Source organism: Endozoicomonas sp. PH6C, from assembly GCF_059322965.1.
The window spans coordinates 3,283,629-3,296,893 of record NZ_CP185342.1 but is presented as its reverse complement, the minus strand read 5'-3'; the positions used below and the strand labels follow the sequence as shown (position 1 = coordinate 3,296,893).

9 protein-coding genes are annotated in these 13,265 nt (G+C 46.5%); all 9 read right to left on the bottom strand.

Going from position 1 to position 13,265, the window contains the following annotated elements; all coding sequences use genetic code 11:
* Positions 1–40: 40 nt before the first annotated feature.
* Positions 41–1,648, bottom strand: a complete 1,608-nt coding sequence (locus ACOMG9_RS12315; protein WP_448217120.1) for an F-box/WD repeat-containing protein — start codon at positions 1,646–1,648, stop codon at positions 41–43.
* Positions 1,636–3,231: an F-box/WD repeat-containing protein gene (locus tag ACOMG9_RS12310; protein ID WP_448217119.1), complete on the bottom strand. Its 1,596-nt coding sequence runs from the start codon at positions 3,229–3,231 to the stop codon at positions 1,636–1,638. Before ACOMG9_RS12310 ends, ACOMG9_RS12315 begins: the two co-directional genes overlap by 13 nt.
* Positions 3,232–3,380: 149 nt before the next feature.
* Positions 3,381–4,985 carry an F-box/WD repeat-containing protein gene (locus ACOMG9_RS12305; protein ID WP_494530311.1) on the bottom strand — a complete coding sequence of 535 codons (1,605 nt, stop codon included), beginning with the start codon at positions 4,983–4,985 and terminating at the stop codon, positions 3,381–3,383.
* A 148-nt stretch (positions 4,986–5,133) separates the two neighbouring features.
* Complete coding sequence (locus tag ACOMG9_RS12300; RefSeq protein ID WP_448217117.1) at positions 5,134–6,714, bottom strand: F-box/WD repeat-containing protein; 1,581 nt, start codon at positions 6,712–6,714, stop codon at positions 5,134–5,136.
* Between the two features lie 162 nt (positions 6,715–6,876).
* Positions 6,877–8,484 carry an F-box/WD repeat-containing protein gene (locus ACOMG9_RS12295; protein ID WP_494530310.1) on the bottom strand — a complete coding sequence of 536 codons (1,608 nt, stop codon included), beginning with the start codon at positions 8,482–8,484 and terminating at the stop codon, positions 6,877–6,879.
* 148 nt (positions 8,485–8,632) lie between these two features.
* Positions 8,633–10,240, bottom strand: coding sequence for an F-box/WD repeat-containing protein (locus ACOMG9_RS12290; protein ID WP_448217113.1), 1,608 nt, complete (start codon positions 10,238–10,240; stop codon positions 8,633–8,635).
* A gap of 322 nt (positions 10,241–10,562) precedes the next feature.
* Positions 10,563–10,784, bottom strand: a complete 222-nt coding sequence (locus ACOMG9_RS12285) for a type II toxin-antitoxin system RelE/ParE family toxin (protein ID WP_448217112.1) — start codon at positions 10,782–10,784, stop codon at positions 10,563–10,565.
* On the bottom strand, positions 10,739–11,029 hold the full coding sequence (locus ACOMG9_RS12280) for a CopG family ribbon-helix-helix protein (protein WP_448217111.1): 291 nt from the start codon (positions 11,027–11,029) through the stop codon (positions 10,739–10,741). The genes ACOMG9_RS12285 and ACOMG9_RS12280 overlap by 46 nt, the downstream gene beginning before the upstream one ends.
* Before the next feature lie 528 nt (positions 11,030–11,557).
* On the bottom strand, positions 11,558–13,177 hold the full coding sequence (locus ACOMG9_RS12275) for an F-box/WD repeat-containing protein (protein ID WP_494530309.1): 1,620 nt from the start codon (positions 13,175–13,177) through the stop codon (positions 11,558–11,560).
* Positions 13,178–13,265 lie beyond the last annotated feature (88 nt).

The following is a 13,265-nucleotide window of genomic DNA, read 5'->3' as shown; positions in this document are numbered from 1 at the left end:
GTTCTTTCGGCACGTGCAGGATAGTTCTATCAAGATAGCGTCACGCAGTGACAGCAGACAATGAATGATTCCTGCGTAGTTCAGTGATTTTTACTACGCCATCGAGGCTGGATGTGATCACCTGGCTGCCATCGGCGCTAAAGGTGGCCGATGTGATAATGTCACTGTGGACAATGTTGGCTTTTTCTGACCATGACCCGTCGTCCTGCTGACCCATGATTTTCGCCGTTTTGTCATAGCTTTTAGTCACCACATGGCGGCCATCAGGGCTGAACTTGGCTGATGTGACCCAACCCTCATGGGAAAAGGTGGCTTTTTCTTCCCAAAAGCCATCGGCTTTTCTGTCGTAAATTTTCACTGTGCAATCTTTGCTGGCGGTCACTACATGACGGCTATCGGGGCTGAAAACGGCGGATTGGACAGTTTTCCTGTGTTCAATGATGGTATTTTCTTTCCATGATCCATCGGCTTTCTTCTCACAGATTTTCGCATTGCAATCATCACTGGCGGTAACCAAATAGCAACCATCGGCGCTGAAGGTGGCTGACATGACAGAAGAATTATGAGTAATGACACCTTTTCCTTCCCATAATCTATCGTCTCTCTGGCTAAGGATTATTGCCACTTTATCGTGACAGCCCAATACCACATGGCGGGCATCGGTGCTGAAAAAGGCTGAATAGACAGGTCTGTAATGGGGAAGGGTGGCTTTTAACTGCCATGATCTGTCATCGTCGTTTCGGCTGTGGATTTTCGTTACGCCATCATAACTGGCGGTCAAGATATGTCGACTGTCGGTGCTGAAGCTGGCTGAAGTGATGCCACCACCATGGGAAATGGTAGTGTTTGGTTGCCATGATTCATCGCACTCCCGAACATATATCTGTACCGTGCCATTATCACTGGCAGTAAGTAGATGGTGACTATCGGGGCTGAAAATCGCTGACTTGACCCATTCGTTATGGGGAGTGGAGGTTTTTTTTTCCCAGGTTCCATCGGACTTTTGGCAGTAGATTATTGCCGTATAGTCTCCATTGACGGTAACCAGATAGTGTTCATCAGCACTGAGGGCGGTAGAGTAGACTTTACTGAGTTGTCTCATATAGAGGCGGTCGCCCCTGTCGGCAGCCGGGTTGGGTTTATTGGTTTTGTCAATGGTGGCTTTTGTGACTAATTCAAAGGTTTTACATTGAGACATCAGCTCAGCCCTGATGAAAAATAATAGAGCAGGTGAATAAACACTCGTGGGCTGGCGATCTGAGAGTGACTCGAGAAACGCCCTATCATTCGTAAACGACTCAAACCAGGCTCGGAGTTGATTCTTGTCTTTTCTGGTGATGGCCATCTTCAGTTGATTCTGGTGTGCTGAAGAAAACTGGCGAAACCAGGCTTTTGCCAGAGCGTTATCTTCTTTGATAAGGTCGCGAAGTCGGGTACATACCTTTTGTAAACTGCAAATATCCCGAAGCTTCAAATGACGAAAAATCAAGGACAGCGTATCTGAGGTTAAATCCTGAAAAGAAGATTTTTTTTCCTTGCCAGTTGCAGTAATAGACCTGCCCGTGTGGTTACCCGTTGGTGTTAGCGATAGCGCTTGAGGTTGCCTTAGTGACAGTTCGATATCGGAATCATTATTTATTGCATGCATGACTGGTTCCTCCGTAGTTCAGTGATTTTCACTATGCCATCCACACTGGATGTGATCACCTGGCTGCCATCGGCGCTAAAGGTGGCCGATGAGATAGCGGCATCATGGACAATGTTGGCTTTTTCTAACCAGGTACCATCATCCTGCTGACCAATGATTGTCGCCGCTTTACAATGCAAGGTAGTTGTCACCAGGTGGCGGCCATCAGGGCTGAAGGTGGCTGACATGGCCAAAAAATTATTGGCAAAGGAGGCTTTTTCTTCCCATAAGCCTTTGGCTTTTCTGCCGTAGATTCTCACTGTGCCATCGAAGATGGTAGTCACGACATGACGGCCATCGGGGCTGAAGGTAGCTGAGTTGACACCATTTCTGTGTTGACTGATGGTGTTTATTTTCCATGATCCATCGGACTTCTTCCTATAGATGTTCACTGTGCCATCGAGGCTGGCTGTGACCACAGAGTTACCAGCGGGGCTGAAGTCGGCTGACATGACAGTACCTTCATGGGGAAAAACCTCTTTTTTTTCCCATAATCTATCGTCTCTCTGGCTATAGATTCTTGCCGTATTACTCCCGCAGGCGGTTATCACATGGCGGCCATCGCTGCTGAAAGTGGCTGAATAGACCGAATAATTATGGTAAAAGGTAACTGTTAACTCCCATGATCCATCATCTTTCCGGCTATGAATTTTCACTGTTTTATCAAAACTGGCGGTCACGACATGACGACTATCGGTGCTGAAGGTGGCTGAACTGATCTGATGATCATGGAGAATGTTGATGTTTGGTTTCCATAACTCATTGCATCCCAGGCCACATATCTTCGCCCTGTGATTCGAGACGGTTACCAGATGGTGACTATCGGGGCTGAAAATCGCTGATCTGACCGAACTGCCATGGGGTATGCCGGTTGTTCTTTCCCATATTCCATCAGCCTTTTGGCGGTAGATTTTTGCCGAATTGTCTCCATTGGTGGTGATCAGGTAGCGGCCATCGGCACTGAGAGCGGCAGATTCGACTTTATTGAGTTTTCTTAAATGGTCGGTTTCGTCAATGCTGGTGGCTGAGTTGACTTTACAAATTTTGTCAATGGTGGCTTTTGTGACTAATTCAAAGGTTTTACATTGAGACATCAGCTCAGCCCTGGTGAAAAATAATAGAGCAGGTGAAAAAACACTCGTGGGCTGGCGATCTGAGAGTGACTCGAGAAACGCCTGATCATTGGAAAACGACTCAAACCAGGCTCGGAGTTGATTATTATCTTTTTCGGTGACGGCCATCTTCAGTTGATTCTGGTGTGCTGAAGAAAACTGTCGATACCAGGCTTTTGCCAGAGCATTATCTTCTTTGATAACGTCGCGAAGGCGGGTACATACCTTTTGTAAACTGCGAATATCCCGAAGTTTCAAATGACGAAAAATCCGGGACAGCGTATCTGAGGTTAAATCCTGAAATGAAGATTTCTTTTCCTCATCAGTTACAGTAACAGACCTGCCCGCACTATTACCCGTTGGTGTTAACGATAGAGCTTGAACTTGCCTTAGTGGTGGTTCAGTACCGGAATCATTTTTTATTCCATGCATGACGGGTTCCTGCAAAGTTGTTATTTATTTTTCATCAACAAGGACGGTTAAAAATTATTTAGTCAGTCAGAGACAATTTCAGAATGAAAGTTCATAACAGGTTGGTCAGTGAAACTAACAAAATTTCTTTCGGCGCATGAAGGAAGGTGTCACTCAGTGACAGCAGACAATAAATGATTCCTCCGTAGTTCAGTGATTTTCACTATGCCATCCTGACTGACTGTGATCACCTGGCTGCCATCGGCGTTAAAGGTGGCCGATGAGATACTGGCATCATGGACAATGTTGGCTTTTTCTGACCAGGAACCGTCACCCTGCTGACCAATGATTTTCGCCGTTTCACTGTATAAGATAGTAGCCACCACATGGCAGCCATCGGGGCTGAAGGTGGCTGATAAGACAAACCCGCTATAGGAAAAGGTGGCTTTTTCTTCCCAGAAGTCATTGGCTTTTCTGCCATAAATTTTAACTGTGTGATCGTCGCTGGCAGTCACTACGTGGCGGCCATCGGGGCTGAAGGTGGCCGAGTTGAGATAATCACCGTGTTGAATGACGGTATTTTCTACCCATGATCCATCGCACTTCTTGCCATAGATTTTCGCCTTGCCATCGGCACTGGCGATGATCACATAGCAACCATCGGCGCTGAAGGTCGCTAACTCGACAACACTATCATGGGAAATGATATCTTTTGGTTCCCAGGATCCATCGCCTTTCTGGCTATAGATTTTCGCCGTCTTATCCTGACAGGCAGTTACCGAATGACAGCCATCAATGCTGAAAATGACTGAAAGGAAGGCATTGTGACGGGGAAGGGTGGCTGTTAACTGCCATGATCCATCATCTGTCTGGCTATGGATTTTCGCTGTGTTAGCCAAACTGGTGATCAAGACATGTCGACTATCGGTGCTGAAGGTGGCTGATTTGATCTTATGATCATGGAAAATGATGGTGTTTTGTTCCCATGATTCATTGCATCCCAGATCATATATCATTGCCTTGGCACCACTGGTGATAACAGCATGGCGACCATCGGGGCTGAAAATCGCTGATCTGGTGTGTCCGTAGTGGCGAATGATGGTTTTTATTTCCCATGTTCCATCAGCCTTGCAGCCGTAGATTTTTGCCGAACAGTCGTTATTGGTGGTGAGCAGATAGCGGCCATCAGCACTGAGAGCGGCTGAGTGGACTCTGCTGCGGCCTGCCATAAGGAGGCGATCAATTTCGCTGGTGGCTGAGTTGGGTTTATAAGTTTTGTCAATGGTGGATTTAGTGACCAATTCAAATGTTTTACATTGAGACATCATCTCAACCCTGGTGAAAAATAAAAGGCTAGCTAAATAAACACTCGTCGGCTGGCGATCTGTGAGTGACTCGAGTAATACCTGATCATTGGAAAACGACTCAAACCAGGCTCGGAGTTGATGCTTGTCTTTTCTGTTGATGGCCATCCTCAGTTGATTCTGGTGTGCTGAAGAAAACTGGCGAAACCAGGCTTTTGCCAGAACGTTATCTTCTTTGATCAGGTCGCGAAAGCGGGTGCATACCTTTTGTAAACTGCGAATATCCCGAAGTTTCAAATGGCGAAAAATCAGGGACAGTGTCTCTGAGGCTAAATGCTGCAATGAAGGTTTATTTTCCTCATCAGTTACAGTAATGGACCTGCCCGCATGGTTACCCGTTGGTGTTAGCGATAAAGCTTCGACTTGCGGTAGTGGTGGTTCATTAACGGAATCATTATTTATTCCATGCATGACGGGTTCCTGAAAAGTTGTTATTTATCTTTGATCAACAAGGAGGGTTCAAAATTATTTAGTAGTCAGAGACAATTTCAGAATGAAAGTTCATAACTGGTTGGTCAGTGAAACTAACAAAATTTCTTTCGGCGCATGTAGGAAGTTGTTACTCAGCAACAGCAGACAATAAATGATTCCTCCGAAGTTCAGTGATTTTCACTGTGCCATCGAAACCGGATGTGATCACCTGGCTGCCATCGGTGCTAAAGGTGGCCGATGAGATAGGTGCACGATGAACAATATTGGCTTTTTCTGACCATGACCCATCATCCTGCTGACCAATGATTTTCGCTCTTTTGTCATAGCTGGCAGTCACCACATGGCGGCCATCAGGGCTGAAGGTGGCTGATAAGGCCCAATGCTTATGGGAAAAGGTGGCTTTTTTTTCCCAAAAGCCATCGGCTTTTCTACCGTAAATTCTCACTGTGTTATCTTTGCTGGCAGTCACTAGATGACGGCTATCGGGACTGAAGGTGGCTGAGCTAACAATGTCCTTGTGTTGAATGAGGGTACTTTCTTCCCATGATCCATCGGCCCTCTTCTTATAGATTTCCGCCTTGTTACTACCGACGGTGACTAAATAGTTACCATCGGCGCTGAAGGTGGCTGACAGGACAACATAACTATGGGGGATGACATCTTTTACTTCCCATGATCCGTCGTTCTGGCTATGGATTTTCACCGTTTTATCCATGCAGGCGGTTACCACATGGCGGCCATCGGTGCTGAAAATGGCTGAATAGACATATTTTTTATGGCGAAGGGTGGCTGTCAAGACCCACGATCCATCATCCCTCCGGCTATGGATTTTCGCTGTTTTATCCAGACTGGCGGTCAGGACATGACGACTATCGGTGCTGAAGCTGACTGAATTGATCGCAAAATCGTGGCGAATGGTGGTGTTTGATTGCCATGATTCATCCCACCTCAAATCGACTATCTTTGCCGTGCCATTCTCACTGGCAGTAGCTACATGATGACTATTGGGGCTGAAAATCGCTGATTGGACCTGTAAGTTATGGGGAATGGTGGCTTTTTTTTTCCATGTGCCATCAGGTTGGAGACCGTAGATTTTTGCCGTATTGTCTCCATTGGCAGTGACCAGATAGTGGCCATCAGCACTTAGGGCGACCGATATAACAGTATTATTCATGCGCTCCTCAAAGGATGTGGCTGAGTTCGCTTCATATGTTTTGTCAATGGTGGCTTTTGTGACTAACCCAAAGGTTTTACATTGAGACATCAGCCCAGCCTTGGTAAAAAATAATAAAGCAGGTGAATAAACACACGTCGGCTGGCGATCTGTGAGTGACTTGAGTAACGCCTGATCATTGGAAAATAATTGAAACCAGGCTCGGAGTTGATTCTTGTCTTTTCTGTTGATGGACATCCTCAGTTGATTCTGGTGCGCCGAAGAAAACTGGCGATACCAGGCTTTTGCCAGTGCATTATCTTGTTTGATCAGGTCGCGAAGGCGGGTACATACCTTTTGTAAACTGCGAATATCCCGAAGTTTTAAATGGCGAAAAATCCGGGACAGTGTGTCTGAGGTTAAATCCTGAAATGAAGATTTTTTTTCCTTGTCAGTTACAGTAATGGACCTGCCCGCACTATTAGCCGTTGGTGTTAGCGATAGAGCTTGAGTTATTGGCGGTTCAATAGCGGGTTTATTATTTATTCCATGCATGACGGGTTCCTGCTAAGTGGCTATTTATCTTTGATCAACAAGGACGGTTAAAACTATCTAGTCAGTCAGAGACAATTTCATAATGAAAGTTCAAAACAGGTTGGTCAGTGAAACTTACAAAATAACTTTCGGCACGTGCAGGATAGTGTTGTAGAGATAGTGTCACTCAGTGACAGCAGGCAATAAATGATTCCTCCGTAGTTCAGTGATTTTCACTATGCCATCCACACTGGATGTGATTACCTGGCTGCCATCAGCGCTAAAGGTGGCCGATGAGACAGTGTCATCATGGACAATATTGGCTTTTTCTGACCATGAACCATCATCCTGCTGACCAATGATTTTCGCCGTTTTACAAAACATGGCCGTTGTTACCAGGTGGCGGCCATCCGGGCTGAAGGTGGCTGATAAGGCCCAAAGCTCATGGAGAGAGGAGGCTTTTTCTTCCCATGAGCCATTGGCTTGTCTGCCGTAAATTTTTACTGTGAAATCTTTGCTGGCAGTGGCTACATGGCGGCCATCGGGGCTAAAGGAAGCTGACATGACAGGTTGCCTGTGTCGAATGATGAAATTTTCTTCCCATGATCCATCGGACTTCTTCTCATAGATTTTCGCTTTGCAATCCTGACTGGCCGTGACCACATAGTGACCATCGGGGCTGAAGGTGGCTGAAAGGACAGTATTATTATGGGGAAAAACCTCTTTTTCTTCCCATAATCTATCGTTGTTCTGGCTATGGATTTTCGCCGTTTTATCCTTACAGGCGGTTACCACATGGCGGCCATCGGTGCTGAAAATGGCTGAATAGACAGGTCTGTTATGGGTGAGGATGGCTGTTAACACCCATGATCCATCATCTTTCTGGCTATGAATTTTCGCTGTGTTATCAAAACTGGCGGTCACGACATGACGACTATCGGTGCTGAAGGTGGCTGAACTGATCAGAAAATCATGGACAATGATGATGTTTGGTTGCCATGATCCATTGCATCCCAGGTCACAAATCCTCGCCCTGTCATTTGTACTGACTGTAAGCAGATGGTGACTATCGGGGCTGAAAGTCACTGATTTGACTTTTTTACTATGAGGAATGATGGTTTTTATTTCCCATGCTTCATCAGGCTTGTGGCCGAAGATTTTTGCCGTATTGTCGCCATTGGCTGTGGCCAGGTAGCGGCCATCAGCACTGAGGTCGGCCGATTCGACATTATTGGCATGTTCCATGAGATCGAAATCGGCAGTGCTGGTGGTTGCGTTCGCTTTATAAGTTTTGTCAATGGTGGCTGTAGTGACTAATTCAAAGGTTTCACATTGAGACATCAGCTCAGCCCTGGTGAAAAATAGCAGAGCAGGTGAATAAACACTCATCGGCTGGCGATCTGTGAGAGACTTGAGTAATGCCTGATCATTCGTAAACGACTCAAACCAGGCTCGTAGTTGATTCTTGTCTTTTCTGGTGATGGCCATCTTCAGTTGATTCTGGTGTGCTGAAGAAAACTGGCGAAACCAGGCTTTTGCCAGAGCGTTATCTTCTTTGATAAGGTCGCGAAGGCGGGTACATACCTTTTGTAAACTGCGAATATCACGAAGTTTCAAATGACGAAAAATCAGGGACAGCGTATCTGAGGTTAAATCCTGAAATGAAGATTTTTTTTTCTTGTCAGGGACAGTAATGGACCAGCCCGCATGGTTACCCGTTGGTGTTAGCGATAAAGCTTCGACTTGCGGTAGTGGTGGTTCATTAACGGAATCATTATTTATTCCATGCATGACGGGTTCCTGCAAAGTTGCTGTTTATCTTTGATCAACAAGGAGGGTTCAAAATTATTTAGTAGTCAGAGACAATTTCAGAATGAAAGTTCATAACAGGTTGGTCAGTGAAACTAACAAAATTTCTTTCGGTACATGCAGGACGCTTTCACTCAGTGACAGCAGGCAATAAATGATTCCTGCGTAGTTCAGTGGTTTTCACTATGCCATTCAAATTGGATGTGATTACCAGGCTGCCATCGACACTAAAGGTGGCCGATGAGATACAGCAATTATGTATAATGCTGGCTTTTTCTAACCATGTCCCATCATCCTGCTGACCAAAGATTTTCGCCCTTGTGTGATAGAGAGAAACAGTCACCACATGGCGACCATCAGGGCTGAAGGTGGCTGATAAGACAAATTGATTATGGTCAAAGGTGGCTTTTACTGCCCACAAGCCATTGGCTTTTCGGCCGCATATTTTCACGGTGCAATCGTCGCTGGCAGTCACGAGATGACGGCTATCGGGACTGAAGGTGGCCGAGTTAACAGCTTTCCCGTGTTGAATGGTGGTATTTATTTCCCATGCTCCATCGGACTTCTTCTCATAGATTTTCGCAATGCAATCCTTACTGGCGGTGACCACATAGCGACCATCGGCGCTGAAGGTGGCTGACAGGATTTCATCAGTATGAGGAAAAACCTCTTTTTGTTCCCATGATCCGTCGTCCATTTGGCTGTAAATTTTCGTCGTTTTATCGAGACTGGCTGTGATCACATGGCAGCCATCGGCACTGAAAGTGGCTGAACAGACTACCTCGTTATGGGGAATGTTGGTTGTTAACTCCCATGATCCATCATCCTTCTGGCTATGGATTTTCGCTGTCGCATCCTCACTGGCGGTCACCAGATGTCGGCTATCGGTGCTGAAGTCGACTGATTTGATGTCACGACCATGGACAATGGTGGTGTTTGGTTCCCATGATTCATCGCACCTCAAATCAACTATCTTTGCCGTGCCATTCATACTGGCAGTAGCTAGATGATGACTATCGGGGCTGAAAATCGCTAATTTGACCTGTCCGTCGTGGGGAATGGTGGCTTTTTTTTCCCATGTTCCATCAGGTTGGAGGCCGTAGATTTTTGCCGTTTTGTCTCCATTGGCGGTGACCAGATAGCGGCCATCAGCACTCAGGGTGGCCGAGTCGACCCTATTGAGGTCTTGCATATTCATGCGAACCTCAAAGGGTGTGGCTGAGTTTGCTTTATATGTTTTATCAATGATGGCTTGTGTGACTAACTCAAAGGTTTCACATTGAGACATCAGCTCTGCTCTGGTGAAAAATAATAGAGCAGGTGAATAAACACTTGTGGGCTGGCAATCTGTGAGAGACTTGAGTAACGCCTGATCATTCGTAAACGACTCAAACCAGGCTCGGAGTTGATCCTTGTCTTTTCTGCTGATGGACATCCTCAGTTGATTCTGGTGTGCTGAAGAAAACTGGCGAAACCAGGCTTTTGCCAGAGCGTTATCTTCTTTGATCAGGTCGCGAAGGCGGGTACATACCTTTTCTAAACTGCGAATATCACGAAGTTTCAAATGCCGAAAAATCAGGGACAGCGTATCTGAGGTTAAATCCTGAAATGAAGATTTCTTCTTCTTGTCAGTTACTGTAATGGACCAGCCCGCATGGTTACCCGTTGGTGTTAGCGATAGAGCTTCGACTTGCGGTAGTGGTGGTTCATTAACGGAATCATTATTTATTCCATGCATGACGGGTTCCTGCAAAGTTGTTATTTATCTTTGATCAACAAGGAGGGTTCAAAATTATTTAGTAGTCAGAGACAATTTCAGAATGAAAGTTCATAACAGGTTGGTCAGTGCAACTAACAAAACTTCACTTGCTTTGATATCAAGGAGGTACATGGCGCGTAATCGTGACAAATCTTCATGCTGACAGTCTGGAATAATCAACAACGCAAGAGAAAATCAGGCTTTGATTTTGCAGACGGGAAAAGTTAACTGTTTTTCAGGATATTCTCGCTGTTGCAGCACATATTTTGCACGTTTAACAAAACGATCGTTTTTTCAGACACTACTCTCGCGTTCCCGCAACACGCCCAGGGCGACCAAGGCCAGGGTGATCGACCAGCCGCGAAACCTTTTCCGATATCAACTCATCGAGGGCGAGGGCAGCGGCCGGGTTATCCTGGGCGATGTATTCCCGGATATCTTTTCGGTCGAGGCTGGCCGGTTTGGTCCAGACCAGCCTCACGAGCCAGAGCCTAACAGTTTGCGCTGCGTTTCTGCTCGCCATGCGGCAGCTTCGGCTTCCACGTCCTCAGCGACTATTAGCTCGCCCGCATTGGCCGAGTCTATGCCTGCCTGAACTTCGCGCCGAAACCATGCGTCATGCTCTGCTGCTTCCTGCTGCTGCCGGACAAAATCCCGCATGAAATCACGGAGAAGTTGCGCCCCACTACGGTCGCTAGATTTGGCCGCTTGGGCAAACTGGCTTTTCAAAGCGTCATCGACCCGGAAGGTAAAAGTTGCCTCGCTCATGGTTGTGTCCTTATGTGTTACAAGATAATGACACCGTAGCACATTGGCGGTTTTCCATCTATTACACACCGTAGCGCATATGGGTCATGTCACTGCGCTTCGCTCATCGATATAGTTTTACTTTACCAGTAACATGAAACAGTGCCGTGAAAACCGGCCTCCCTGCACACTTGCACAGACGAACTCATTATCCTGCTCTGCGGTGGTGACAAGGCTTCCCAGAAGCGGGATATCAGGCTCGCCAAAGAACTGGTAAAAGCCTTGGAGCTAAAGCCATGAACACAGAACTGCATGACTTGTAGGGCAAGTACAGCAAGGTATTTGAGTTATTCTCACTTAATGTGGGCACAAAATGCCCCTTGTTTGCAGGCAAAGCCGCTCTTGTTTGCAAGCAGCTTCAGTTAGCGGACGCCATTCTCGTGCCTTATCAAATACAGGCATTCCCGCAGAAAACAGCCTGACCCGCTTTTCTGAACTCAATTCTCTCAGCCAAAAAGCCTTCGCCGGAGAGCTGCCAGGATTAAGCGCTCACCTTGCAAGAGGATATCGCTCAGTGACAGCAGACAATAAATCATTCCTCCGTAGTTCGGTGATTTTCACTATGCCATTCCAACTGGCGGTGACCACATGGCTGCCATCGGCGCTAAAGCTGGCCGATAAGACCCAGTCGTCATGGGCAATGGAGGCTTTTTCTGACCAGGAACCATCATCCTGCTGACCAATGATTTTCGCCGTTTTGTCATGGCTGGCAGTCACCAGATGGCGGCCATCAGGGCTGAAGGTGGCTGATAAGACCGAATTCTTATGGGAAAAGGTGGCTTTTTCTTCCCAAAAACCATCGGTTTTTTGGCCATATATTTTCACTGTGCCGTCGTTGCTGGCAGTCACCAGATGGCGGCCATCGGGACTGAAGCTGGCCGAGTTGACGGTTTGTGTGTGTTGAATAATGGTATTTTCCTGCCATGATCCATCGGTTTTCTTCTCATAGATTTTCGCCTTGTAATCCATACTGGCGCTGACCACATAGCAACCATCGCTACTGAAGCTGGCTGACAGGACGGCACCATCATGGGGAATGGCATCTTTTTCTTCCCAGGGTCGATCAGCCCTCAGGCTATAGATTTTCGCTGTCTTATCGTTACAGGCGGTTACCAAATGGCTGCCATTGGTGCTGAAAGTGGCTGAACGGACTGAAGAGTTATGGGGAAGGATGGCTGTTAACTGCCATGATCCATCGTCCTTCCGGCTATGGATTTTCGCTGTGTTATCGGAACTGGCGGTCACCAGATGTCGGCAATCGCTGCTGAAGCTGGCTGAATTGATGAGACCATCATGGCGAATGATGGTGTTTGGTTGCCATGATTGATGGCACCCCAGATCATATATCCTCGCCTTTCCATTCAAACTGACGGTGACTAAATGCTGACTATCGGGGCTGAAAATGGCTAACTCGACCCAGGCGTCATGGCAAAGGGTGGTTGTTTTTTCCCAGGTTCCATCGGGCTTTTGGCCGAATATTTTCGCTGTTTTGTCGCCATTGGCGGTGACCAGATACTGGCCATCGGCACTGAGGTCGATTGAGTTGACTTGATTGAGGCCCGCTAAACGGTTGCATTCCTCAGTGCTGCTGGCTGAGCCGACTTTATACGTTTTATCAATGGTGGCTTTAGTCAATAATTTAAACGTTTCACATTCAGACATCAGCTTAGCCCTGGTGAAAAATAACAGACCGGCTGAATAAACACTCTTCGGCCGGCGATTTGTGAGTGACTTGACTAATGCCTTGTCATTCGAAAACGAACTAAGCCACGCACGGAGTTGATGCTTGTTTTTTGTCTTGATGCTCATCCCCAGTTGCTGCTGGTGTGGTAAAGAAAACTGGCGATACCAGGCTTTGACCAGAGCCTTATCTTCTTTAATGACGTCGCGAAGGCGGGTACACACCTTTTGTAAACTGTGAATATCCCGAAGTTTTAAATGGCAAAAAATCAAGGACAGTGTATCTGAGGCTAAATCCTGCAATGAAACTGTTTTTTTTTTCTTATCAGTTACAGTGATGGACCTGTACCCATGGTTACCCGTTAGTGCCAGCGATTGATCTTGCGTTAGTGGTGGTTTAATACCGGGATTGTTATTTATTCTTTGCATCTCTGGTTCCTGCAAGTGCTATTTATCTCCGATCAACAAGAACGTTTAAAAAATTAATAAGTATCTGGTTAGGTACTTACGTCAGTTG

What these genes read in the sequence shown, in the direction of transcription:
- ACOMG9_RS12315 (WP_448217120.1), bottom strand. Translation starts at nt 1,648, where the DNA reads ATGCATGCAATAAATAATGATTCCGATATCGAACTGTCACTAAGGCAA.
- ACOMG9_RS12310 (WP_448217119.1), bottom strand. Translation starts at nt 3,231, where the DNA reads ATGCATGGAATAAAAAATGATTCCGGTACTGAACCACCACTAAGGCAA.
- ACOMG9_RS12305 (WP_494530311.1), bottom strand. Translation starts at nt 4,985, where the DNA reads ATGCATGGAATAAATAATGATTCCGTTAATGAACCACCACTACCGCAA.
- ACOMG9_RS12300 (WP_448217117.1), bottom strand. Translation starts at nt 6,714, where the DNA reads ATGCATGGAATAAATAATAAACCCGCTATTGAACCGCCAATAACTCAA.
- ACOMG9_RS12295 (WP_494530310.1), bottom strand. Translation starts at nt 8,484, where the DNA reads ATGCATGGAATAAATAATGATTCCGTTAATGAACCACCACTACCGCAA.
- ACOMG9_RS12290 (WP_448217113.1), bottom strand. Translation starts at nt 10,240, where the DNA reads ATGCATGGAATAAATAATGATTCCGTTAATGAACCACCACTACCGCAA.
- ACOMG9_RS12285 (WP_448217112.1), bottom strand. Translation starts at nt 10,784, where the DNA reads ATGGCGAGCAGAAACGCAGCGCAAACTGTTAGGCTCTGGCTCGTGAGG.
- ACOMG9_RS12280 (WP_448217111.1), bottom strand. Translation starts at nt 11,029, where the DNA reads ATGAGCGAGGCAACTTTTACCTTCCGGGTCGATGACGCTTTGAAAAGC.
- ACOMG9_RS12275 (WP_494530309.1), bottom strand. Translation starts at nt 13,177, where the DNA reads ATGCAAAGAATAAATAACAATCCCGGTATTAAACCACCACTAACGCAA.